This window comes from Shewanella sp. M16 (assembly GCF_018224605.1).
GTDB lineage: Bacteria > Pseudomonadota > Gammaproteobacteria > Enterobacterales > Shewanellaceae > Shewanella > Shewanella oncorhynchi.
The window spans coordinates 1-24144 of sequence record NZ_JAGTUL010000028.1; the positions used below are offsets into that span (position 1 = coordinate 1).

A 24144-nucleotide genomic window follows, 5' to 3' on the forward strand; every position below is an offset into this window, starting at 1 on the left:
CCTTTCCTCCCTACTGAAAGTGCTTTACAACCCGAAGGCCTTCTTCACACACGCGGCATGGCTGCATCAGGGTTTCCCCCATTGTGCAATATTCCCCACTGCTGCCTCCCGTAGGAGTCTGGGCCGTGTCTCAGTCCCAGTGTGGCTGATCATCCTCTCAGAACAGCTAGGGATCGTCGCCTTGGTGAGCCATTACCTCACCAACTAGCTAATCCCACCTAGGTTCATCCAATCGCGGAAGGCCCGAAGGTCCCCTCCTTTCCCCCGTAGGGCGTATGCGGTATTAGCAGTCGTTTCCAACTGTTATCCCCCTCGACTGGGCAGATCCCTAGGCATTACTCACCCGTCCGCCGCTCGCCACCTCAGAAGTAAACTCCCTTGTGCTGCCGCTCGACTTGCATGTGTTAGGCCTGCCGCCAGCGTTCAATCTGAGCCATGATCAAACTCTTCAATTAAAGTTTTGTTGCTTCCGTCTTGCGACTTCAGCGGCTCAATGAATTCTGATTTTTTGTTCCCACTTAAAAGCAGAAACAAACTGTACATATTACTATGAACACTCATTGTTACATTGATTTAAATTTTTGACTGCCAACCCGAAGGTTAAGCAGTTTCGATTAACTCAACACCTGTGAGTGTCCACACAGATTTCTTGTTTTATCTTGTTAAAGAGCAACTCAATATTCGTAAGAGAACTTGAGTACCACACTGAGCGCCGAACGCTTCCAGTTGGCTAGGGCTGCGTATTCTACGCATTTCCCGTTTCGCGTCAAGGAGTATTTTTCAACTTCTTGCTGCGCTTGAATTAAATGCTTAAAAGCGACTCAATTCAACCTAACTCGTCAGCTGACTTTCGCTGTCTACCGTGTCAGTGGATGCGCATTATAGGGAGATTGAGAAAGTCCGCAAGGGCTTTTTGTAGGAAAATAACGATTAATGGTTTAGACGTTTACTTATCAAACGATACGTATAAAAAAGGGGCTAAAAAGCCCCTTTATCTCGATTAAGTCTGACAATCTATATGAGTCACGCTCAGCTAGATCATCATAAATACTGTTATCTATGGACTAAAGAAGCGAGATTCTTGCTCAACTTCGACTTCTTCACCGTCGATATGAGTTTTCACTTTTATCTCGATATTAGTAACTGAACGAGACAGCTCAACCGGATCGATACCGACACTAATAGGGAGAGTTAGCACTTCACCACCCGCAATAGTGACCGAAGTTGGACCGTACCATTTATAGTTGTCTAATCCTTCGACACTCATAGTGTATTCGTGGGATTGCTCTGTCTTATTAAGAATCTTCAAGGTGAAGGTGTTTTCAATCAAACCTTGATTGTTCTCTCTATAGAGTTGGTTGCGGTCACGAATGATGTCCATACGCACAGGTGCTATGGTCGCACTGGAGTATATAAAGACTAATATCATCGCTATCAATACCACGCCATAACCGACAAGTTTAGGTCGCAGCACTTTTTGCTTAATTCCTTCTAACTTGTTCTCGGTGGTATAACTGATAAGCCCTTTTTCATATCCCATACGATCCATGGTTTGATCGCAGGCATCGATACAAGCGCCGCAGTTAATACACTCATATTGCAGACCATTACGAATGTCGATTCCCGTAGGACATACCTGCACACACAAGTCACAGTCGATACAGTCGCCAAGCCCTAGCTCTTTAGGGTCATCTTTGCGTGAGCGCGGACCACGGGTCTCACCACGTTTAGTATCGTAACCCACGATAAAAGTATTCTTATCGAACATAGCCGCTTGGAAACGAGCATAAGGGCACATGTGGATACACATGATTTCACGCATCCAACCCGCATTGCCGTATGTGGCAAGTGTAAAAAACACGACCCAGAAGTAGATACCGCCAGAAGCATTAAATGTAAATACGTCGACATAGACTTCACGACTTGGCACAAAATAGGACACAAAGGTCATCGCCGTCATCAGTGAGAGCAATAGCCAGGCCGTATGCTTTGCCGTTTTACGCCAGAGTTTGTCAAAGCTCCATGGCATTTGATCTAACTTAATGCGTTTATTGCGTGCGCCTTCAAGTTTTTCCTCGAACCAGATGAACATAAAGGTCCATACTGTTTGGGGGCAAGTGTATCCACACCAAACACGGCCAAGATAGGTGGTCACAAAAAACAGAGCGAAGGCAGCGATCATAAACAACGCTGCAAGCAAGGTGAGATCCTGCGGCCAAATCGTTAAACCGAAGACGTGAAACTTTTGTTCGCCCAAGTTAAACCATACGGCTTGACGGTCGCCCCAAGGGATCCAAGGTAAAAGCAGGAAAAATAACATGGCGATCCAGCCCATGCGGCGACGTACGCTACTCCACAAACCGTCTATGGCTCGGACATAAATCCGATTACGAGGATTAAAGCGATCGGCTTTACTCGCATCTGGCTGGTGAATCTTAATTCGATTGGTTTTCGAATAGTCCTTGTTGTTAGATTCTGAGTTCATCGTTACAGCCTTTTACTGCTTTAATATTGGACGAAAACTAGCTTATTATACCCATATTCTTAATGGTTATTCACTTATGTTGGACTAAAAGATGAAAGGTTGGATCATATTGGCGCTACTCGCGGGTGCTTTATATTACTTATACACAGAAACAGATAAATTAGATGTTCCTATTGCAAAGACTGAGGCGATGATCAAAGAAATAGAGAATAAAGTTGACTCTATGACAGGAACAAAAATTATTAAAATCGACCATAAACTGACTAAGGTAAGAACCGACATCATAGAACGTTTATCCACATTAGAACTCGAAGCCTTCAATCAAATTCCAATGACACCCGAGTCTATTGCCGACTTTAAGGCTAACTATTGCGGTACTATGGCACCTCAACATCCAGTGTTTAGCAAAGATAATCAGCTTTATCTATGTGATCACCTTTAATCATTACAGACTCATAGGCAAACGGGATTTTGCTATATAGCGCTAAGGTTTAGACTTAGGTGATTGACCTTATATATGATTCCGCCTAGCCTTTGAGGCATTACAGCATAAAGGCCTATGAATCATGACCCAACAAGTATCAGACATTTTTGATCCCACCCTATGGGATGAAGTCAGTGGATTTCATTTCGACGATATTACTTACCACAGAGCCAAAGCGCACGGCACAGTACGCATTGCCATTAATCGCCCAGAGTGCCGTAACGCCTTCCGACCTAAAACCGTTGATGAATTATTTATCGCACTCGACCATGCACGCCAATGGTCTGATGTGGGTTGCGTACTGCTTACGGGTAACGGTCCTTCGGCAAAAGATGGTGGCTGGGCGTTCTGTTCGGGTGGCGATCAACGTATTCGCGGCAAAGATGGCTATAAATATGAAGGCGCCGAAGAAGGTAAGGCCGATCAAGCCAGAATGGGCCGCTTACATATATTAGAAGTACAACGCCTTATCCGCTTTATGCCTAAAGTGGTCATCGCCGTTGTGCCGGGCTGGGCGGTGGGTGGCGGCCATAGTTTACACGTAGTGTGCGACTTAACCTTAGCCTCGAAAGAACACGCAATATTTAAACAAACCGATCCCGATGTTGCGAGCTTCGACTCAGGTTATGGCAGTGCTTATCTCGCCAAAATGATAGGTCAAAAACGTGCCCGCGAAATCTTCTTCTGCGGATTTAACTACAGTGCTGATGAAGCCTTCGACATGGGTATGGTTAATAAATCTGTTCCCCATGCAGAGCTAGAAACCGAAGCATTAATGTGGGCGAAAGAGATTAACTCTAAATCACCTACGGCTATGCGTATGCTTAAATACGGTTTCAACATGACTGATGATGGTATGGTCGGTCAGCAATTATTTGCCGGTGAAGCGACGCGTTTAGCCTATGCGAGCGCCGAAGCACAGGAAGGACGCGATGCCTTCCTCGAAAAACGCGATCAAGATTTTTCAGCCTTCCCTTGGCACTACTAATTTTAGAATCGTATTAATTTACGTTTAAATGCTCAAAGCCCTCCATCGTGAGGGCTTTATGTTTTTTACAACGGATAAATAGATAAAACCGTTTAAACTAATCTGAAAACACGGCTTTTAATTTTAATGAGAATTGTTATCATCTAAATATTCCCGCTGGGAGCCTATTTAGAGGACAAGATCATGACTAAGACACTCACTTTTGCTGTACTACATTTTAGCGTCGCTTTTACCGTAACCTATTTATTAACTGGCAGTGTGGTCGTCGGTGGCGCAGTAGCCTTAGTAGAACCCGCGATTAACACTGTAGTGTTTTACTTCCATGACAAAGTGTGGAAACGCATTGAGGCAAAAAAGCAGCACGAACTAGATGCCATTCCAGCATAGAAAGCTAAGCCACCAGCATTTGCTATTGCTGTAAGTTAATTGTCATTTTGTCGTGAATCTAAATGAAAAAACCGCCAATAAAGGCGGTTTTCATTTAAATATCTCTATTTATTCTACTGTTACAGACTTTGCCAAGTTACGTGGTTGATCCACGTCAGTACCTTTGATTAATGCAACATGGTACGACAATAGCTGTAAAGGAATAGTGTAGATCAGTGGCGCCATAAAGATGTCACAGTGTGGCACAGGGATCACTTTCATCGTGTCATCCGACTCAAACTCGGCATCCACATCGGCAAACACATACATTAAGCCGCCACGGGCACGCACTTCTTCAACATTCGATTTCAGTTTTTCGAGCAATTCATTGTTTGGCGCAACGACAATCACTGGCATGTCGGCATCGATAAGCGCCAGTGGGCCGTGTTTTAATTCGCCAGAGGCATAGGCTTCAGCATGAATATAAGAAATCTCTTTCAGCTTTAACGCGCCTTCCATCGCAATTGGATATTGATCGCCACGGCCAAGGAATAATGCATGGTGTTTATCGGCAAAATCTTCAGCCAATTCTGCAATCGCAGCATCTAAACCTAAAGCTTGTTCCACTTTTGCTGGCATAGATTGTAGGCTTTGAGTGATTTGAGCCTGCATTTGATCAGACATACCATTGTGGCGACCGATCACCGCAGTCAACATTAATAAGCCAGCAAGCTGAACTGTGAAAGCTTTAGTCGATGCCACGCCAATCTCTGCGCCTGCTTTCATCATGTAAGCCATGTCAGATTCGCGAACTAGCGATGAACCTGGCGCATTACAAATCGTCAATGTGGCTTTGTAACCCATTTCTTTCGCTAAGCGCATGGCCGCTAAGGTATCGGCGGTTTCACCCGATTGTGAAATCGTCACCAACAGGCTATTTGGGAATAAGTGCGACTTGCGATAACGGAATTCAGAGGCAATTTCGACGTTACAAGACACGCCAGCCCAATCTTCTAACCAGTAACGTGCCGCCATGCCCGCATGGTAACTAGTACCACAGGCGATGATTTGCACATGTTTGATATCTTTTAAAAACTCAGCAGCGTTGTCACCAAAAGCCGTGTCTAGCACTTGCTTATTAGCAATACGACCTTCAATTGTGCGCGTCAGTGCCAATGGCTGCTCGTAAATTTCTTTAAGCATATAGTGGCGATATTCGCCTTTGTCACCGGCATCGTGGGTAATTTCAGATTCTTTGACTTCACGCTCAACGGCATTACCGTTTAAGTCGAAAATACTCACGCTGCGACGTGTCACTTCGGCCACATCACCTTCTTCGAGGAAAGCAAATGAGCGAGTGACGGGTAATAAGGCAAGTTGATCTGAAGCGACAAAGTTTTCACCTAGACCAAAACCAATCACCAATGGACTACCAGAGCGAGCAATAACCATACGTTCACTATCACGACGGTCGATAACGACTGTGCCATAGGCGCCTTCGAGTTGTTTAACCGTGGCTTGTACGGCACCAAGCAGAGTGCTATGGGTTTTCAGCTCATGGTGCACTAAATGACAAATCACTTCGGTATCGGTATCTGAACTAAAGTTGTAACCTAAACCTTTAAGCATTTCGCGCAGTTTATTGTGGTTTTCGATAATACCGTTGTGCACCACGGCAATATCACCTTCCGATAAATGCGGATGAGCATTACGCTCACTCGGCTCACCGTGGGTCGCCCAACGAGTGTGCGCGATACCAGTTCCGCCCGCTAATGGGTCAGTTTCAAGCGCAGCCGACAACTCTTGTACTTTGCCAACGCGGCGCGTACGGTTGAGTTCACCATTGTGAATAACGGCAACGCCTGCAGAGTCATATCCGCGATATTCTAAACGGCGTAAGCCTTCTACCAGAATTTCAGCCACATCCCTTTGCGCCACGGCGCCTACGATTCCACACATAGTCTTTACCTATAAATTAAAATGAAGTTGTTAAGCTATTTTGTCTATTGAGCGTAGGGCGCTAACATAACTCGCACGCCCTGATCTGAAATTTGTTTGAGCGCACTCTCGTCGATACGTGAGTCGGTGACCAACACACTGACCTTGGACCACGGTAACTCTAAGTTAGGGATCCGCTTGCCGATTTTGTCTGAATCGACCATAACGATCACTTCGCGGGAAACTTCGGCCATCACTTTGCTTAGACCTGTTAACTCGTTAAAGGTGGTGGTCCCGCGTTCAAGATCGATACCATCGGCACCGATAAACAGTTGGTCGAAATTATATGAACGCAACACTTGCTCGGCGACTTGGCCTTGAAAGGATTCAGAATGCGGGTCCCAAGTGCCACCGGTCATCAATAAGGTGGGCTCGTTTTCGAGTTCATGGATGGCATTTGCAAGGTGTAGCGCATTCGTCATGACCACCAGCCCACGCTTATCGTTCAGCTGTTCAATCAAGCCTGACGTCGTAGTGCCACTATCGATAATGATGCGATTGTGATCTTTAATCAGCTGCGCGGCGGTTTTCGCAATAGAAAGTTTATTAGGCGCGATCTTGGCAGAGAACTGTTGAGTGACTTCGTCTGGAATCGCCACGGCGCCACCGTAACGGCGCAATAATAAACCCGTTTTCTCAAGCGCGGCGAGATCCTTACGAATCGTCACTTCTGAGGTTTCAAAACGTAACGACAATTCATCAACGCTCACTTCACCCTGTTCGTTCAATATGGTGATTATGCTGTGGCGACGCTGCTGTGTGTTTCGTTTATTCATAAAACCTTTCAGTTAAGTTTCGATTCGAAAGGTGCATTATAGTGAAACGAAACTTTTTTGCTAGTCATACGAAGCACTCTTTCGCATGATCGCGAGTCATTTTAATTAATTTAAAATTGTGAACTTAAAAACTAACCAATAAAAAAGCAGTTTATCCTTTAGGGATGAACTGCTTTTAATGGATTTAAAACGTTATGAATTTTAGAACTTAGCTTCAACAGCAACACTGAAGTTACGATCTTGGCCAATCGTCACCATCTTATCACTGCCACCATCTAAATATTCAGTATCAAAGAGGTTTCTGACGTTGGCACGAATACTGACATCTTTACCCATGATATCCATAGTGTAGGCAGCACCTATATCAAAACGCACATAACCATCTTTGGTGATGGTGTTATCAGCATCAGCAAAACGTTCACCCACATAAATAGCACCAAAGTTCATCGCAAAGTTGTCAGTTACTTCATAACGGGTCCAGATATTGGCCGACCATTCAGGTGCATCAATAGGAGTTTTACCATCTAAGTTCTTGCCACCGATTTTGCCTGCACCGGTATTATATTCAGCATCTAAATACATCATAGAAGAAGTCACAAACCAGCTATCACCTAACTGGCCTTGGGCGCCAACTTCAAAACCTCGATGATGCTGCTCACCACCTTGGGTAGTGATCGTTTTATCTCCTTCATTCGTTACAGGAATATCTTGTACTGTGGTGACATTAGAAACCGTAATATCAAAAAGGGCTGCTGTTAGCAGTAGGCTGTCATTAAATAACTCCCATTTAGTCCCTAGTTCATATTGAGTACCGTACTCAGGTTTCAGATTATCTCCATGATTGACATCTTCAGAACTGGTTACTGAACCCTGTGGTGTAAAGCTTTTTGAATAATTAACGTAAATGCTACCATTAGCCATTGGCGAGTAAATTACCCCAAACTTAGGTGACACGGCATAGCTGTTTTCACCTTCTCCGTCTTTCTTCTGTTCGTCGTAACGCACACCAGCAAGCAATTTCCATTGCTCATTAAGCGTCATCAAATCCTGTAAATAGAAACCGTAATACTTGTATTCGCTTGGGTTGCTTAGCTTACCTTGGTGATAATCAAGATCTTGCTGAATAATTGGTTGCCCAGGAATTACGGGCTGACTTTTGCCTTTTTGAATTTGCTGCTGATAGAAATAGTCTAAATAGTTAGCTCCAATAAGGAATTGATGCTCCATTCCTGCCAAAGAAAATTCACCCGTGAAATCGACATAGGCCGTTTTATGCTGCCAATCGTCGTAACGGTCGAATGGTTTGATGTTATAACCATCTTTGAATGGATCTTCAGAGCCTTCAATCAAACTTGGCGCAGAGTCTAAACGTTGGCGATTAAACTGCTGATCGTTATAACCAACTTTGACTTTCCAATCATCACTCATCTGCCAAGTTAGATCGGCACCTAAGTTAGAGACTGTGTTATCGGTAAAGGCCCAAGGTGCATCCCAAACTGTTTTACGTTCGCCGATAACATTACCTTGTTTATCTAACCACCCGCATCAATGCCTGCTTTATCTTGGGTATGATCGTACTTAACCGATAACAGAACATCATCACTGACATCAAATTCTAGGTTTAAGTAGCCCAACCAACGGTCACGCTCTTGATTCTCATCGTTAGCGGAATACTCACGCCAGTATTTTGTGTCTTGCTTCACTAACACGCCGCGGTAACGAAGACTCTGAGCATCATTTAAACTGCCGCCCGCATCTAGCTGAGCACGGGTCGAACCAAAACCATCCGTATCAAAACCTAAATCGAGCATTGAATCATAGGTCGGTTTCTTAGTGACCATATTCACTAAACCACCAGGGCCAGATTGGCCGTACAACATGCTCGAAGGACCTTTCAATACTTCGACTTGCTGTAAAGTTTCAATTGGTTGTACGTAGTGAGACCATTGTTGATGGCCATTGATAAGATAACCGTTACCCGAATCGAGCTCGAAGCCGCGGATACTGAAGACTTGACGGTTCCAGCGCGTGGTTCCCGCCGTCACACTGGAGTCGTTAACTAAAACCTCGGCAAGGTTAGTGGCCAACTGTTCATCAGTCACAAAATCAGGGATCACATTAACTGACTGTGGGGTATCCATTAAGTCGATATCGCCACGCATGGCACCCGATGCACTACCGACTTTATAGTCGTTAAAAGTACGGCCAGTCACATTGATGCGCTCAATATTTTTATCGCTCGCCACTTCTGCAATAACCGGCATAGCCATTAATGCCGAGCCTACAGCTAAACCTATAACTGAATATTTAAATACCATTGCCAACACCTCAAATAGACCTTTCGTCTTAGAATTGCAGGCAATATAAATGAGAAGTGTTTTTATTCTTTCTTCTTTACCAAAATTTACAATTGAGTGTGACAGTGATCAAATTAACTTAAAAACCAACAATTTGCCCATACCACAAAAACATGAAGAAAATCTTAATTATTAAGCATTACTTAATAAAAAGGCTTTTTAGTGCAACACATTGAACACAATAAAGATAAAAGCGGCACATGGCCGCTTTTTTGACATTAAGTTGAGTTTTAAAACTTACTTTTTAATTTTCACTGGACGTTGCCAACCAGTGAGGTGTTTTTGTTTAACACGAGTGATCACTAACTCATTCTCACCTACATCACGGGTAATCGTTGAACCGGCCCCTAAAGTTGCCCCTTTACCTATGGTCACTGGAGCCACCAACTGAGTGTCAGAGCCGACAAAGACGTTATCTTCGATAACAGTAAGATGCTTATTCGCGCCATCATAGTTGCAGGTAATAGTACCAGCACCAATGTTGACGCCATCACCAATGATGGCATCGCCTAAATAGGCTAAGTGCCCTGCTTTTGATCCCACGCCAATCACCGCTTTTTTCACTTCAACAAAGTTGCCTATATGTGCATCTTGCTTAAGCTCTGCGCCGGGACGTAAACGGGCAAATGGGCCGGCACTGGCAGCAACGCCAAGCGTAGCACCTTCTATAATAGAGTAAGGCTTGATCTCAGCATCATCGGCAATCTCGCAATCAATTAAAATCGCGCCTGCGCCAATAGTGACATTATTACCCAAGGTCACTTTGCCTTCGAATATCACATTAATATCGATCATCACATCCATACCAACAGTGACTTCACCACGGATATCGATACGGCTTGGGTCGCGAAGGTTCGCCCCCGCCAACATGAGCTTTTCGGCTTCACGAGCTTGGTAAGCACGTTCAAGTAGCGCTAATTGCATGCGATTATTGGCGCCTTCCACTTCAATGGCCGATTGTGGCTGAGCAGTATCAATAGCAACGCCATCAGCGTGCGCCATAGCAATAATATCCGTTAGATAATATTCACCTTGAGCATTATTGTTCGATAAACGGCTCAACCAAGTTTTAAGTTGTTTACCCGGAACCGCCATGATGCCGGTGTTAATTTCGTTGATCAGCAACTGTTCTGCAGTCGCATCTTTTTGCTCAATAATTCCAATGACTTTTCCTTGCTCACGGACAATACGGCCATAACCCATAGGATTCGCTAAATTCACTGTTAAAATAGCAACGCCATTTTCAGGACGGGCGTCGAGTAAGGCTTCGAGAGTTGATGTCTGGATCAACGGCACATCGCCATAAAGAATAAGTACTGTATCGCTGTCGGCGATATGTGGGCTAGCCTGTGCAACCGCATGACCTGTGCCTAATTGCTCGGCTTGCAATACCCAGTTAAGTTGTTGCTCACCCAAACAGGCTTGTAGCTTGTCGGCACCATAACCATAGACTAACTGAATAGAGTCACTGCCAACTTTATTAGCGGTATCGATGACATGTTGCACCATGCTCTTATGGGCGATGGGATGTAATACCTTAGGAAGATCAGAGCGCATCCGTGTTCCCTTGCCAGCCGCTAAGATCACTACATTTAATGCCATTACCATATCCTTGAACAAATACCCAAGAGGGTGAAAAATTACGGTCGTATACCAATCACATTAAATATCTAATCAGTTCAGAGCCTCACAGGCATCTCAATCCAAGGCGCATTGACGCAGAAATGGTTATTCCCTTTTAAGTCAATGCAACACGTGAGTGGGATGCCTGTGAGGCTCCCAAAGGGCGGGTTTCAACGCGCTTCATACTGCGTTCAAGGCTTTCGACAGAGCACCACTATGCCTTCAAGCCTTCGCCTTGTCTAAAGCGCGTTGAACTCCCGCTGAATGAACAGATATTTAATACGATTGGTATTAGTGGCGCAATTTTAACGGAAAGCACATCGAAAAGCGAAGTAGATAGCAATGCTAGTCAATCAAAGACATGCAAGAATGCCAATCTATCCCATTTTTAGACACAAAAAAGGCGACCATAGGGTCGCCTTTTTTCACAAACAATAACCTTATCTGGCAATGTTTTTCTTGATGGTTTCAACAACACGTAATTGAGCCATAGCCTTAGCTAACTCAACCATAGCCGCGTCATAATTGAAGTCAGCGCCAGCAGTTGCCATATGGGCTTCTGCACGACGCTTAGCTTCTAATGCCGCTTGCTCATCAATATCTTTGGCACGCATAACCACATCAGCCAATACGGAGACAGAAGAAGGCTGCACTTCCAGAATACCACCTGAAAGGTAAAACACTTCTTCACTGCCGTCTTGCTTGACGATGCGCGCCATGCCAGGTTTTATATAACTAAGCAAAGGAGCGTGGCCATGCATTATGCCCAACTCACCTTCAGAACCAGTCACTTGCAGCGAAGCTACACGACCAGAGAAGATTTTGCTCTCTGCGCTTACAATATCAAGATGTACTGTCATGGCTGCCATCCCGTTCTCCTTAAAAAACTAAGTATGAATACTTAGTTATTTCTTTTTGTTCGCTTTCTCGATGACTTCATCGATTGAGCCAACCATGTAGAACGCTTGTTCTGGCAGGTGATCAAACTCACCGTTCAAAATACCCTTAAAGCCACGGATAGTGTCTTTCAGAGAAACGTACTTACCAGGAGATCCAGTAAAGACTTCTGCTACGAAGAAAGGCTGAGATAAGAAACGCTCAATCTTACGAGCACGGAATACGACAGTCTTGTCTTCATCAGACAATTCATCCATACCCAGAATCGCAATAATGTCTTTCAGCTCTTTGTAACGTTGCAGTACAGTTTGCACGCCGTTAGCAACGTCATAATGCTCTTGGCCAACAACCAATGGATCTAATTGACGTGAAGTCGAATCCAATGGGTCAACCGCTGGGTAAATACCCAGAGAAGCAATTTGACGTGACAGTACAACAGTCGCATCTAAGTGAGCGAAGGTTGTTGCTGGTGACGGATCGGTCAAGTCATCCGCAGGTACGTATACCGCTTGTACAGAAGTAATAGAACCCGTCTTAGTTGAAGTGATACGCTCTTGCAGAACACCCATCTCTTCAGCCAATGTTGGTTGATAACCTACCGCAGAAGGCATACGACCTAACAGTGCAGATACTTCAGTACCGGCTAAGGTATAACGATAGATGTTGTCAACGAACAACAGTACGTCACGACCTTCGTCACGGAACTTCTCTGCCATAGTCAGACCAGACAGTGCAACACGCAAACGGTTACCTGGAGGCTCGTTCATCTGACCATAAACCATGGCCACTTTGTCGAGAACGCCAGAATCTTTCATCTCGTAGTAGAAGTCGTTACCTTCACGAGTACGTTCACCTACACCGGCGAATACAGAAAGACCCGAGTGGGCTTTAGCGATGTTGTTAATCAGTTCCATCATGTTAACTGTCTTACCAACACCCGCACCACCGAACAAACCGACTTTACCGCCCTTAGCGAATGGACAAACAAGGTCGATAACCTTGATGCCAGTCTCTAACAGTTCAGTAGAGCTTGATTGATCTTCGTATGAAGGAGCTGTACGGTGAATGACATAACGCTCTTCTTCACCGATTGGACCCGCTTCATCAATAGGCTCGCCTAATACGTTCATGATACGGCCAAGAGTGGCGGTACCAACTGGAACAGTAATAGGTGAACCTGAGTTTACTACTTCAAGACCACGACGCAGACCGTCAGAAGAACCCATAGCGATGGTACGAACTACACCACCACCTAGCTGTTGCTGAACTTCCAGCACCAAACCATTACACGGGCCTTCACCTACGATTTTCAGAGCGTCATATACTTGAGGTACGGCATCTTGTGGGAACTCTACGTCCACAACCGCGCCAATCACTTGGACAACAGTACCTGTGCTCATGATTAATCCTCTAAAACTTGTATTCGTTACCTAACCTAAACCGCAGAGGCACCAGAAACAATTTCCGACAGTTCCTGCGTAATCGCAGCCTGACGGGCCTTGTTATAGACCAGTTGCAAGTCGTTGATAAGCTCACCCGCGTTGTCTGTTGCCGACTTCATTGCTACCATACGGGCAGCTTGTTCAGAGGCAATGTTTTCAACAACACCTTGGTAAACCTGAGATTCTACATAACGGACCAATAAAGTATCCAAAAGTGCTTTTGGATCTGGCTCGTAGATATAATCCCAACGATGAGCAGTTTCATCATCTTCTGATTTAGGCAAAGGTAGCAGCTGCTCGATCACAGGAGTCTGCGTCATAGTATTCACAAATTTGTTAAATACCACGTACAGACGATCCAGCTTGCCTTCGTTGTAAGCTTCTAGCATGACACCGACTGTCCCGATCAAGTCAGCGAGCTTTGGAGCATCGCCTAAACCTGAAGCGTGAGCAGACACTTGTCCACCGAAGTTTTTGAAAAACTGCACACTACGTGCACCGATAGGGCAAAATTCAAATTCTGCACCTTGGGCTTTCCAGCTTTTCACGTCTGCAATAACCTTTTTGAAAAGGTTAACGTTCAGACCACCACAAAGGCCACGGTCGGTTGCTACAACAATGTAACCAACCCGCTTAGCCTCTCTCACCTCCAAATAGGGGTGTTTATACTCGAGAGAACCTTGCGCGACGTGACCGATCACCTTACGCATGCTTTCCGCATATGGACGGCTCGCAGCCATGCGTTCCTGCGCTCTGCGCATTTTGCTGGCTGCCACCATTTCCATGGCGGACGTGATCTTCTGAGTGTTTTTCACACTCGCGATCTTGGTTTTAATCTCTTTAGCGCCGGCCATCTCTACTCTCCAATCTGGACCTGAGGTGTCTTAAGACACCTCTATCATTGTTACCAGGTTTGGGTTGCTACGAACTTGTCGAGGCCAGCTTTTAATTCAGCTTCGATATCAGCGCTATAATCGCCAGTATCATTGATAAGCTTCATTAAAGGAGCATGCTCGCTGTTCATGAACGAGAGCAGAGCGGCTTCGAAATTACCGACCTTATTCAGCTCAACACTCTTCAGGTAACCTTTTTCAGCTGAGAAAATAGACACAGCTTGAGCGGCTACGCTCATAGGAGCATATTGCTTTTGCTTCATCAGTTCGGTAACACGCACACCATGCTCAAGCTGAGCACGTGTTGCATCGTCAAGATCAGATGCAAATTGCGAGAACGCAGCAAGCTCACGATACTGTGCTAGTGCGGTACGAATACCACCAGACAGTTTCTTGATGATCTTAGTCTGAGCCGCACCACCAACACGAGAAACAGAAATACCTGGGTTAACCGCTGGACGTAGGCCAGAGTTAAACAGATCGGTCTCAAGGAAGATCTGACCATCGGTAATAGAAATTACGTTGGTCGGTACGAATGCAGAAACGTCACCCGCTTGCGTTTCAATAATCGGCAGCGCGGTTAAAGAACCAGTTTTGCCAGTTACTGCACCTTTAGTGAACTTCTCTACATAAATCGCGTTAACGCGTGATGCACGCTCTAATAAACGTGAGTGTAGATAGAATACGTCACCTGGGTAAGCTTCACGGCCAGGTGGACGCTTGAGCAGTAACGAAATTTGACGATAAGCAACTGCTTGCTTAGACAAATCATCGTATACGATCAAAGAATCTTCACCGCGGTCACGGAAGTATTCACCCATAGAACAACCAGAATATGGCGCTAAGTATTGTAGAGCAGCGGCTTCAGAAGCAGTTGCAACAACAACGATAGTGTTAGCTAAAGCACCGTGTTCTTCTAGCTTGCGTACTACGTTAGCGATAGTAGAAGCCTTTTGGCCAATCGCGACGTACACACATTTAATGCCAGAATTTTTCTGGTTGATGATTGCGTCGATCGCCATTGCTGTTTTACCAGTTTGACGGTCGCCAATGATCAATTCACGTTGACCACGACCGATTGGGATCATGGCATCAACGGCTTTATAACCAGTTTGAACTGGTTGATCAACAGACTGACGTTCAATAACACCTGGTGCGATAACTTCAATTGGCGAGAAACCATCGTTATCGATAGGTCCTTTACCGTCAATTGGCTCACCTAGAGTGTTAACAACGCGGCCAAGAAGACCGCGGCCAACTGGAACTTCCAGAATACGGCCAGTCGTTTTCACTTTTACGCCTTCTGCTAAATCAGCATAAGGACCCATTACTACGGCACCGACAGAATCACGTTCAAGGTTCAACGCGATTGCAAAACGGTTACCAGGCAGTTCGATCATCTCACCTTGCATCACGTCGGCTAGGCCGTGGATGCGGATGATGCCGTCACTTACCGCAACGATAGTACCTTCGTTACGAGATTCGCTAACGACTTCGAACTGCTCGATCCGCTGCTTAATCAGATCGCTGATTTCAGTGGAATTCAGTTGCATGCTCAAACTCCCAATTACGACTGCAGCTTATCAGACAGACGCGATAACTTACCGCGGACCGAGCCATCGATGACTAGGTCTCCTGTCTTAATTATTACACCGGCGATGAGCGCGGCGTCAGTGCTACAATTCAGCTTAACTTTGCGTGCGAGACGTTTCTCTAAAGAAATACTAATCTGCTGTTGTTGTTCAGAGCTCAGCTCAGTTGCAGAAACCACATCAGCTTCTACTTCTTTTGCCCACTCATTACGGTATTCAGTAAATAACTGAGATACAGCAGGTAGCACCTTTAAGCGACCGTTTTCAGCCATTACCTTTATCAGGTTCTGACCTTGCACATTGACTTGCTCACCACACACACTAATAAAGAGTGCTGCGAGCTTAGTGCTGGCTAAAGAGCCAGCTAACAGTGGTTGCATGGTTTCGTTTTCACTCACCAATGCGGCAAACGTGAGCATTTCAGCCCAAGAATCCACTGCATCTTGTTCAATAGCAAAGTCAAAAGCTGCCTTTGCGTAAGGGCGAGCGATGGTGGTTAATTCAGCCATAACTCAACTCCCTTATCAAATTTCAGCGACTAGTTTATTAACTATGTCACTGTGGGCGGCTGGATCAATAGAACGCTCAAGGATCTTCTCAGCACCCATGATGGCAAGAGTAGCAACCTGCTTACGCAGATCCTCTTTGACGCGATTACGTTCAGCTTCAATTTCTGCTTTACCCTGAGCGATGATTTTAGCACGCTCAGCGTCTGCTTCGGTTTTGGCTTCTTCAACTATTTGAGCTTTACGCTTGTTAGCTTGCTCAATAATTTCATTAGCCGTTACCTTGGCTTCTTTTAGTTGGTCAGTCGCTTTCGCTTGTGCCAACTCCAGGTCTTTTACCGCACGATCAGCATCAGCTAGACCGTCAGCAATCCTTTTTTGGCGCTCTTCGATGGCATTCATCAAAGGGGGCCATACAAACTTCATGCAAAACCACACGAAGATGATAAAGGCGACCGTCTGACCGATTAGGGTAGCGTTGAAATTCACAACAGCCTCCTATTTAGAGTTAAGACAGAAGCGTTTTTTACAGCATTGCACCCAGTGGGTTGGTAAATAGCATAAATAATGCGATACCAACACCGATCATAGTTACGGCGTCAAGAAGACCCGCTACGATGAACATTTTAACTTGTAGCATAGGAGCCATTTCTGGTTGACGCGCAGCGCCTTCCAAGAACTTACCGCCTAATAAGCCGAAACCGATTGCAGTACCAAGAGCACCCATACCAATCAGCAGAGCAACAGCGATAGCTGTCATGCCTAAAATCGTTTCCATCTGTATCTCCAGTATCTAAATCTATATTAGTTGATGATTTAGTTTAAAATTTCTTCAGCAATCCTTAATGATCTTCATGCGCCATGCTTAAATAAACAATGGTCAACATCATGAAGATAAACGCCTGCAGCGTGATAACCAAAATGTGGAATATTAACCAGCCCAGTTGCAGAGTCACACCTAGGGTAGATAATAACAAGTTGGTACCATACATCAGCGCAATAAGGATGAAGATCAACTCACCTGCGTACAAGTTACCAAAGAGTCGCAATGCCAATGAAATTGGCTTAGCAATCAAAGTAACAGTCTCTAATAGGAGGTTGACGGGTATCATTGCCTTATGGTTAAAGGGCTGTAGTGTCAATTCTTTAACAAACCCAGACACACCTTTGACCTTAATGCTGTAAAAAATAATCAGCACGAACACACCGATAGCTAAGCTAAAGGTAATGTTAACATCAGTCGTCGGAACCGCTTTTAGATAGGGAATACCCATTAAACTTGCTGCGTGAGGCAGCCAATCTACAGGGATCATATCCATGAAGTTCATCATGAATACCCATACAAAAATGGTCAGAGCTAAAGGCGCGATCAGAGCATTGCGACCATGAAAACTTTCTTTCACGCTGTTATTTACGAACTCGACGATAATCTCAACAAAACATTGCAGTTTGCCAGGAACACCGGAAGTCGCTTTTTTACCAACGCTGCGGAAAATCCACAGGAACAGAACACCAAGACCAACCGAAAAGAACAACGAATCAATGTGCCATGTCCAAAAGCCTTCACCAACACTTAAGTTGGTAAGGTGATGTTGGATATAGCCCTGCGGTGTTAACGCTTCACCAGTTGCAGCCATGATTCATCCCACTTAACTTTGCTTGAAGTATAAAGGAGCTGTCCAATGCACGATTAGCGTCAGCACATAACAAACAAAAAGCGGCATAAAAGCGACCTTAAGATTGATAAACACAAACGAAAACATTGCGATGGTTAACAGCAACTTTACCGCTTCCCCCCAGTAAAAAGTCTTTATGACTTTTGCAGCTGAACTTGCTCCCGTGTGGGAGAAAGCGAGGGTTGCGAATACAAAATTAGGGAGCACAGCGATTGAACCACCTGCTAATGCAGAATAGCCAAACTGAACTCCCCACACGGCGAAAAAGAGAATTGAAGCACCCCCAGCGACCGCCGCCTGCATCATCACCAATTTATAGGCTGACCACCGGCCACGACGCGCTAAAACCTTACTCAATTCATCCTCTCCGCATTCATACTTTTTGTTTCGATGACCGGATGACAAATACCCGTATTTATGTCGATGCACAAAAAGCTTGCGAAAGTATACCTTTTCACGCCTTCATTGCAACTTTGAGATAAGGAAAAACAACACTTTTAACGTGATCTCGCGCCAAACGAGTTAAAATGTAAGATTAGCATCTGTCACAAATTTACATTAAAAACTGTTAATCTACAGACATTAATGAATTTTACTAAGAATTCCGTCTAATTCAGCCAGATTCTGATAGTTAATTACAATTTTACCCGTGCCCTTACTGCTATGAGCGATCGAAACCTTGGCACCTAATCTTTCAATTAACTGCTGCTCTAAACGACAAACATCTTGATCTTTAGTCGTAGTTTCGGCTTGTTTAGGCGGATTTAAGGTTTGATTAATTAATCGTTCAGTTTCGCGAACGGTTAATTCCTTAGCGGCCACTAATCTCGCAAGATTTGTTTGTTCTTCTCCCTCAATTGCCAACAAAGCGCGAGCATGACCCATATCAATGTCGCCATACTCGAGTAGACGCTTAACAGGCTCATTTAGGCCGTTTAAACGTAACAAGTTAGATACACTCGCTCTGGATTTTCCCACAACATCGGCAACCTGTTGGTGAGTCAGTTCAAACTCTTGCATTAAACGTTGCAATGCAATGGCTTCTTCCATGGCATTTAAGTCTTCACGCTGGATGTTTTCAATCAAAGCAATAGCAACAGCGGCTTCATCAGCTACTTGCTTTACAATGCAGGGGATTTTATTCAAGCCAGCAAGTTGCGCAGCACGCCAACGACGTTCACCCGCAATGATCTCATACATGTTATTCGTTACTTGTCTCACAACGATAGGCTGAATAATGCCTTGGTTGCGGATAGAGTGTGCCAGTTCTTCCAACGCTTCAGGGGACATGTCTTTACGAGGTTGATATTTACCTGGCTGTAATAAGTCTAAATCGAGATGGATAAGCTCTTCTTTTTTATCGACAACATCAGCTTCGTCAGTGTGCTTTTTACTGGCGGCATGGCTGTTACTCAGTAGGGCATCTAACCCTTTGCCTAATCCTCTTTTCTTTAACGTCATGGTGATCCTTTACGCTTGCTTAGCCTGAGTTTGTTGTTCTGAACGACGGATCATTTCACCCGCAAGCGCTAGATACGCCTTAGCGCCAGCACTCGATTTATCGTAATACATAGCAGGCGCTCCAAAACTTGGTGCTTCTGCTAGCCTCACATTACGTGGGATAACAGTACGGTAGACTTTGTCACCAAAATGCTGTTTTAGCTGATCGGACACATCATTAGACAAACGATTACGCGGATCATACATAGTACGTAAAATGCCTTCGATACCAAGTCCAGGATTAACCATAGCAGCAAGCTTAGTGATGGTATCAATCAGCGCAGTTAAGCCTTCGAGGGCATAATATTCACACTGCATAGGCACGAGTACAGAGTCGGCCGCAGACATAGCGTTTACGGTCAACATGTTCAATGAAGGAGGGCAGTCGATAAAGATATAATCATATTGATCTTTGATCGGTGCGAGTGCGTTACGCAAACGAATCTCACGGGCAAAAAACTCCATCAATTTGATTTCTGCCGCAGTGACATCGCCATTACTGGCGATCAGATCATACTTACCCGCAGTGTTTTTAATGACGATCTCGTCGAAGGATTTTTCTTCAACCAATAATTCATAAGCTGTATTAGCTACGTCATACTTATCGACACCGCTCCCCATGGTGGCATTACCTTGAGGATCGAGATCGATCAATAATACTTTACGTTTTGTTGCTGCTAACGAAGCGGCGAGGTTAACGCAAGTAGTTGTTTTTCCTACGCCACCTTTCTGGTTAGCCACGGCAATCACTTTACCCACAATATCACCCTGTATGTAAATGCTGGTTTATTGCCCTTGCTTATAAATGATTTATTTATCACTTTTAAGCCTGTTATTCTTTGATTATCTTCAATAAATGTCTTTTTTCATCGAGTTTAGGCACCTTAAGCTCGATAACTTCTTTCACCACAAATCCACTTGGAATATGTTGCATCTCTTCATCATTCAACTGGCCTTTAAGTGCATAAAACTGTCCATGTTCGGCGGGGAGATGATGGCACCAAGTCAGCATATCTTGGATTGAGGCAAATGCACGACTTAATACGCCGTCGAATTTATCCTCCGGTTGATAAGCTTCTACGCGGCTTTCAACTGAGCTGATGTTATGTATGCCTAATTCAAAGGACACTTGTTTTTGAAAACGAATACGTTTACCTAAGCTGTCCAATAACACAAATTGTTTATCGGGATTCATAATGGCTAACGGGATCCCAGGTAAACCCGGTCCAGTGCCTACATCGATAAAACGTTCACCTTGCAGGTGTTTTGAAACCACTAAACTGTCCATGATATGACGGATCAGCATAGCTTCGGGATCTCTCACCGATGTCAGGTTATAGGCTTTATTCCATTTGTTGAGCATGCCAACAAAATCAATTAGTTGTTTTTTCTGCTCGGCGGTGGCGGGCAAATTAATTTCGGCTAAATAAGCCTCTAACTGGGCAGATAACACTGAGCAACCTCAACAAAGATACGATTATGAACGCGAAGGCTATTATGAAGCCCGAAAACGATGAAGGGAAGCCTGAATGCTTCCCTTCTATGACCTAAGCAGCGATTAAGCTAGCTTTTACGCACTCTTACGTAATAAGCCACGCTTTTTGAGATGAACCAACAAAATTGAAATAGCCGCAGGCGTAATACCAGAGATCCGTGAGGCTTGGCCTATAGTTTCTGGTTTATGGTTATTTAACTTAGCAATCACCTCGTTCGACAAGCCCGGTACTTCTTTGTAATCGAGCGTCAAAGGTAAACCAGTGTTCTCATTACGCACAGCTTTGTTGATCTCTTCCTGCTGACGTTGAATATAACCAGAATACTTAACTTGGATCTGAACTTGCTCAGCCGCCTGTGGATCTTCAAGCCCTGGACCAAAACCTTCGATCTGCATCAACTTGCTGTAATCCATTTCTGGACGACGCAGTAATTCTTCAAATGATGCTTCGCGAGAGATCGGCGTATTCAAGTGTGGGTTTAACGCATGGATCAAAGGTGAATTTGGATGCACCCATTGAGCGCGCAAACGTTGTAACTCAAGTTCGATCGATTCTAACTTCTCACTAAATGCCGCCCAGCGAGTGTCGTCAACTAAACCTAATTCGCGACCTTTTGCCGTTAAGCGAATATCAGCGTTATCTTCACGGAGTAGCAAACGGTATTCGGCACGGCTAGTAAACATACGGTACGGTTCTTTGGTACCCAGAGTCGATAAATCGTCAACTAACACACCAAGATACGCTTCGTCACGGCGTGGACACCAGGCTTCTTTGCCTTGCACTTGCAGTGAGGCATTCATGCCTGCTAATAAACCTTGAGCACCGGCTTCTTCATAACCTGTAGTGCCGTTTATTTGGCCAGCGAAGAATAAACCGTTGATCGCTTTGGTTTCTAATGAGTTTTTCAGATCTCTTGGATCGAAATAATCGTATTCGATCGCATAACCTGGACGCATGATTTCTGCGTTTTCCATGCCTTTGATCGAACGTACTAAGTTCAACTGTACATCGAAAGGTAAGCTAGTTGAGATCCCGTTAGGATAGATCTCATTGGTATTTAAACCTTCTGGTTCGATGAAGATCTGATGCGAAGATTTATCCGCAAAGCGGTGGATCTTGTCTTCAATCGATGGGCAATAACGTGGACCAATACCTTCGATGACCCCTGAATACATAGGGCTTCTGTCTAAACCACCACGAATAATTTCATGTGTTTTTTCATTGGTGTGAGTGATCCAGCAAGAAATCTGTTTTGGATGATGACTGACATCCCCCATAAATGACATGACAGGTAACGGAGAATCGCCTCTCTGTTCAGCCATTTGAGAAAAATCGATCGTGTTTGCATCGATACGTGGCGGTGTACCTGTTTTTAAACGGCCGACTCGGATCGGTAATTCACGTAATCGATTTGCTAAAGCAATCGCTGGTGGATCGCCTGCACGGCCACCGCTGTAGTTTTCTAAGCCTATATGAATTTTGCCGCTTAAGAATGTACCTGTTGTTAATACAACAGCTGGAGATTCAAAAGCTAAACCCATTTGGGTAACCACGCCAACTACTTGATGATTTTCAACAATTAAGTCATCTACGGCTTGTTGGAAAATACGTAAGTTAGGTTGGTTTTGTAATATATTTTGGATTTTTTGACGATACAGTGCACGGTCAGCCTGTGCTCGTGTTGCTCGTACTGCTGGGCCTTTACTTGAATTTAAGGTTCTAAATTGGATCCCTGCATAATCGGTTGCGATTGCCATTGCACCACCTAAGGCGTCAATTTCTTTCACTAAATGGCCTTTGCCTATGCCACCGATCGCTGGATTACAAGACATTTGTCCTAACGTATCGATATTGTGCGTTAGTAATAATGTTTTTGATCCCATTCTTGCTGCTGCCAACGCGGCTTCAGTTCCGGCATGACCACCACCAACAACAATAACATCAAACCGTTCATGAAAATGCATGCCACTACCTTCAATTGCTAAGAGACTCAGTACGAGCCGAGCATTTTAGCATTTGCTTCGTCTTAGGTGAATGATCATTTTACGCTGTTCGATCGAGATGATCCGGACTAATAGATCTTAAGATCTTTATATAGATCTTCTTATTATGTTTACTATTAGGATCGCGTTTTTCTGTGCATAACCCAAATTCATTATATAAATCATTAATTAGCGCGATCTTGATCCTGTGATCTGATCGCGATCTAATGTCATTAAACATGGGGATAGATCGCCTACTTATCCACAAGGTGGATCATTAAGCAGATCGGACTGTGAATAGTACAGAGGTTGATCAGATCTAAATAATAGCTTATCCACATGTTTATACTTTAAATAAGTAAATTGTGGATAAATAGGATCTAAACTGTACATAGATCGGGACCTTATCCAATAAGCGATCTTAAATGTCCTGTTGCCATTGTGCTAACCATGCAAGGGCTGGGTCTTCCGGCACAGGATCAAGCTGTACATCGATCTGGATCTTATCCACAAAGGCTTTTGCATCGCAGTCTTGAATAGCCGAAATTAATTTTTCTGGGCCTTGGCAAAAGGTATCGTAACTTGAGTCACCAATTGCACATAAGGCAAAGTTTACTTGGCTGAGATCCGGTTTTTGCTCGGTAATTTCGTTGAAAAAAGGCTGAATATTATCTGGAAGATCACCAGCTCCATGAGTTGATGACACGATAATCCACAGTGCATGGGTGTCTATTTCGCACAATGTTGGGGTTAAATGAACTTGAACTTGGTGTCCTTGCTCCGTTAATTGGGCCATCATTTCGTCGGCAACATACTCTGCACTGCCCAATGTTGTACCAACGATTACTTCAATCTTTGCCATTATGATTTCTCAGTGTGTTGTTGTTTTTAAAACTAATTTCAATTAAATAGATAGCTGAATGGCTATTATTATGTTCATCATAAAGGAAATGTGGATAGGACCACAGAAGCAATACGTGATTTTTGCAGTTTTTGCATCCTTTATATAAGGTTGGTTTCGCTTACATGTTACCTTTAGCTTCTTGATACATAATTAATATATTTAAAAAGTTAATTTCATTT

The 24144-nt window shown here is 44.4% G+C and carries 22 protein-coding genes, 1 rRNA gene and 1 pseudogene; 4 read left to right on the plus strand and 20 right to left on the minus strand.

From position 1 onward, the window contains the following. A 16S ribosomal RNA gene (locus KFE26_RS16970) occupies positions 1-455 on the minus strand; the annotation flags it as partial. 602 nt (positions 456-1057) lie between these two features. Then, the gene (gene ccoG / locus KFE26_RS16975) at positions 1058-2485 is read right to left on the minus strand and encodes a cytochrome c oxidase accessory protein CcoG (RefSeq protein ID WP_212601122.1); all 1428 of its coding nucleotides are present in this window, start codon (positions 2483-2485) and stop codon (positions 1058-1060) included. 91 nt (positions 2486-2576) lie between these two features. Between ccoG and KFE26_RS16980 the strand changes: the two genes are divergently transcribed. From KFE26_RS16980 to KFE26_RS16990, 3 genes are all read left to right on the plus strand, one after another. Continuing rightward, complete coding sequence (locus KFE26_RS16980; RefSeq protein WP_105250770.1) at positions 2577-2927, plus strand: hypothetical protein; 351 nt, start codon at positions 2577-2579, stop codon at positions 2925-2927. Positions 2928-3051: 124 nt separating this feature from the next. Further along, positions 3052-3957 (plus strand): 1,4-dihydroxy-2-naphthoyl-CoA synthase, encoded by a 906-nt coding sequence (locus KFE26_RS16985; protein WP_113941423.1) that lies wholly within the window; start codon positions 3052-3054, stop codon positions 3955-3957. 183 nt (positions 3958-4140) lie between these two features. Continuing rightward, positions 4141-4344, plus strand: a complete 204-nt coding sequence (locus KFE26_RS16990) for a DUF2061 domain-containing protein (RefSeq protein ID WP_105250772.1) — start codon at positions 4141-4143, stop codon at positions 4342-4344. Positions 4345-4452: 108 nt separating this feature from the next. Here the strand turns inward: KFE26_RS16990 and glmS are convergent, their stop codons facing one another. The 4 genes and pseudogenes from glmS to glmU all read right to left on the minus strand — a co-directional run bounded on the left by glmS (position 4453) and on the right by glmU (position 11056). Beyond that, positions 4453-6282, minus strand: a complete 1830-nt coding sequence (gene glmS, locus KFE26_RS16995) for a glutamine--fructose-6-phosphate transaminase (isomerizing) (protein ID WP_212601123.1) — start codon at positions 6280-6282, stop codon at positions 4453-4455. Between the two features lie 44 nt (positions 6283-6326). Further along, positions 6327-7097: a DeoR/GlpR family DNA-binding transcription regulator gene (locus tag KFE26_RS17000; protein ID WP_131524526.1), complete on the minus strand. Its 771-nt coding sequence runs from the start codon at positions 7095-7097 to the stop codon at positions 6327-6329. A gap of 201 nt (positions 7098-7298) precedes the next feature. Continuing rightward, positions 7299-9415: pseudogene (locus KFE26_RS17005) on the minus strand (TonB-dependent receptor). Positions 9416-9691: 276 nt separating this feature from the next. Further along, on the minus strand, positions 9692-11056 hold the full coding sequence (gene glmU / locus KFE26_RS17010; RefSeq protein WP_212601124.1) for a bifunctional UDP-N-acetylglucosamine diphosphorylase/glucosamine-1-phosphate N-acetyltransferase GlmU: 1365 nt from the start codon (positions 11054-11056) through the stop codon (positions 9692-9694). Positions 11057-11259: 203 nt separating this feature from the next. Here glmU and KFE26_RS24055 point away from each other — a divergent pair, with 203 nt between their 5' ends. After that, positions 11260-11469 (plus strand): hypothetical protein, encoded by a 210-nt coding sequence (locus KFE26_RS24055; RefSeq protein WP_311981260.1) that lies wholly within the window; start codon positions 11260-11262, stop codon positions 11467-11469. A 48-nt stretch (positions 11470-11517) separates the two neighbouring features. Here KFE26_RS24055 and KFE26_RS17015 read toward each other — a convergent pair whose 3' ends face one another. From KFE26_RS17015 to mioC, 14 genes are all read right to left on the minus strand, one after another. Then, a complete protein-coding gene (locus tag KFE26_RS17015; RefSeq protein WP_105250790.1) occupies positions 11518-11946 on the minus strand; it encodes a F0F1 ATP synthase subunit epsilon in 429 nt (142 codons plus the stop codon). A 36-nt stretch (positions 11947-11982) separates the two neighbouring features. Then, positions 11983-13374 carry a F0F1 ATP synthase subunit beta gene (atpD, locus tag KFE26_RS17020; RefSeq protein WP_105250791.1) on the minus strand — a complete coding sequence of 464 codons (1392 nt, stop codon included), beginning with the start codon at positions 13372-13374 and terminating at the stop codon, positions 11983-11985. Positions 13375-13409: 35 nt separating this feature from the next. Then, on the minus strand, positions 13410-14270 hold the full coding sequence (gene atpG, locus KFE26_RS17025) for a F0F1 ATP synthase subunit gamma (protein ID WP_006084762.1): 861 nt from the start codon (positions 14268-14270) through the stop codon (positions 13410-13412). A 50-nt stretch (positions 14271-14320) separates the two neighbouring features. Continuing rightward, entirely contained in the window at positions 14321-15862 is a 1542-nt protein-coding gene (gene atpA, locus KFE26_RS17030) for a F0F1 ATP synthase subunit alpha (protein ID WP_168827626.1), read from the minus strand. Positions 15863-15876: 14 nt separating this feature from the next. Continuing rightward, positions 15877-16410: a F0F1 ATP synthase subunit delta gene (gene atpH / locus KFE26_RS17035; protein WP_006083842.1), complete on the minus strand. Its 534-nt coding sequence runs from the start codon at positions 16408-16410 to the stop codon at positions 15877-15879. A 15-nt stretch (positions 16411-16425) separates the two neighbouring features. Continuing rightward, positions 16426-16896, minus strand: a complete 471-nt coding sequence (atpF, locus tag KFE26_RS17040) for a F0F1 ATP synthase subunit B (protein ID WP_006083841.1) — start codon at positions 16894-16896, stop codon at positions 16426-16428. A 37-nt stretch (positions 16897-16933) separates the two neighbouring features. Further along, positions 16934-17185, minus strand: a complete 252-nt coding sequence (gene atpE / locus KFE26_RS17045) for a F0F1 ATP synthase subunit C (RefSeq protein WP_006083840.1) — start codon at positions 17183-17185, stop codon at positions 16934-16936. A 64-nt stretch (positions 17186-17249) separates the two neighbouring features. Continuing rightward, the gene (atpB, locus tag KFE26_RS17050; protein ID WP_105250793.1) at positions 17250-18044 is read right to left on the minus strand and encodes a F0F1 ATP synthase subunit A; all 795 of its coding nucleotides are present in this window, start codon (positions 18042-18044) and stop codon (positions 17250-17252) included. A gap of 12 nt (positions 18045-18056) precedes the next feature. Continuing rightward, the gene (locus KFE26_RS17055) at positions 18057-18440 is read right to left on the minus strand and encodes an ATP synthase subunit I (protein WP_105250794.1); all 384 of its coding nucleotides are present in this window, start codon (positions 18438-18440) and stop codon (positions 18057-18059) included. Positions 18441-18665: 225 nt separating this feature from the next. Further along, on the minus strand, positions 18666-19544 hold the full coding sequence (locus KFE26_RS17060; protein ID WP_105250795.1) for a ParB/RepB/Spo0J family partition protein: 879 nt from the start codon (positions 19542-19544) through the stop codon (positions 18666-18668). Between the two features lie 9 nt (positions 19545-19553). Then, the gene (locus KFE26_RS17065; RefSeq protein WP_105250796.1) at positions 19554-20342 is read right to left on the minus strand and encodes a ParA family protein; all 789 of its coding nucleotides are present in this window, start codon (positions 20340-20342) and stop codon (positions 19554-19556) included. A gap of 73 nt (positions 20343-20415) precedes the next feature. Beyond that, positions 20416-21036, minus strand: a complete 621-nt coding sequence (gene rsmG, locus KFE26_RS17070) for a 16S rRNA (guanine(527)-N(7))-methyltransferase RsmG (protein WP_173248472.1) — start codon at positions 21034-21036, stop codon at positions 20416-20418. A 117-nt stretch (positions 21037-21153) separates the two neighbouring features. Continuing rightward, positions 21154-23043: a tRNA uridine-5-carboxymethylaminomethyl(34) synthesis enzyme MnmG gene (gene mnmG / locus KFE26_RS17075; RefSeq protein WP_212601125.1), complete on the minus strand. Its 1890-nt coding sequence runs from the start codon at positions 23041-23043 to the stop codon at positions 21154-21156. A gap of 439 nt (positions 23044-23482) precedes the next feature. Further along, positions 23483-23923, minus strand: coding sequence for an FMN-binding protein MioC (mioC, locus tag KFE26_RS17080; RefSeq protein WP_105250799.1), 441 nt, complete (start codon positions 23921-23923; stop codon positions 23483-23485). Positions 23924-24144: the final 221 nt, after the last annotated feature.

Bases quoted from the DNA above. Each gene is read 5' to 3' on its own strand.
- ccoG (WP_212601122.1), bottom strand. From the start codon at position 2,485: ATGAACTCAGAATCTAACAACAAGGACTATTCGAAAACCAATCGAATT.
- KFE26_RS17000 (WP_131524526.1), bottom strand. From the start codon at position 7,097: ATGAATAAACGAAACACACAGCAGCGTCGCCACAGCATAATCACCATA.
- glmU (WP_212601124.1), bottom strand. From the start codon at position 11,056: ATGGCATTAAATGTAGTGATCTTAGCGGCTGGCAAGGGAACACGGATG.
- atpG (WP_006084762.1), bottom strand. From the start codon at position 14,270: ATGGCCGGCGCTAAAGAGATTAAAACCAAGATCGCGAGTGTGAAAAAC.
- KFE26_RS17015 (WP_105250790.1), bottom strand. From the start codon at position 11,946: ATGGCAGCCATGACAGTACATCTTGATATTGTAAGCGCAGAGAGCAAA.
- atpD (WP_105250791.1), bottom strand. From the start codon at position 13,374: ATGAGCACAGGTACTGTTGTCCAAGTGATTGGCGCGGTTGTGGACGTA.
- glmS (WP_212601123.1), bottom strand. From the start codon at position 6,282: ATGTGTGGAATCGTAGGCGCCGTGGCGCAAAGGGATGTGGCTGAAATT.
- KFE26_RS16990 (WP_105250772.1), top strand. From the start codon at position 4,141: ATGACTAAGACACTCACTTTTGCTGTACTACATTTTAGCGTCGCTTTT.
- mnmG (WP_212601125.1), bottom strand. From the start codon at position 23,043: ATGCATTTTCATGAACGGTTTGATGTTATTGTTGTTGGTGGTGGTCAT.
- mioC (WP_105250799.1), bottom strand. From the start codon at position 23,923: ATGGCAAAGATTGAAGTAATCGTTGGTACAACATTGGGCAGTGCAGAG.
- atpH (WP_006083842.1), bottom strand. From the start codon at position 16,410: ATGGCTGAATTAACCACCATCGCTCGCCCTTACGCAAAGGCAGCTTTT.
- atpE (WP_006083840.1), bottom strand. From the start codon at position 17,185: ATGGAAACGATTTTAGGCATGACAGCTATCGCTGTTGCTCTGCTGATT.
- atpA (WP_168827626.1), bottom strand. From the start codon at position 15,862: ATGCAACTGAATTCCACTGAAATCAGCGATCTGATTAAGCAGCGGATC.
- KFE26_RS16985 (WP_113941423.1), top strand. From the start codon at position 3,052: ATGACCCAACAAGTATCAGACATTTTTGATCCCACCCTATGGGATGAA.
- atpB (WP_105250793.1), bottom strand. From the start codon at position 18,044: ATGGCTGCAACTGGTGAAGCGTTAACACCGCAGGGCTATATCCAACAT.
- KFE26_RS17060 (WP_105250795.1), bottom strand. From the start codon at position 19,544: ATGACGTTAAAGAAAAGAGGATTAGGCAAAGGGTTAGATGCCCTACTG.
- KFE26_RS16980 (WP_105250770.1), top strand. From the start codon at position 2,577: ATGAAAGGTTGGATCATATTGGCGCTACTCGCGGGTGCTTTATATTAC.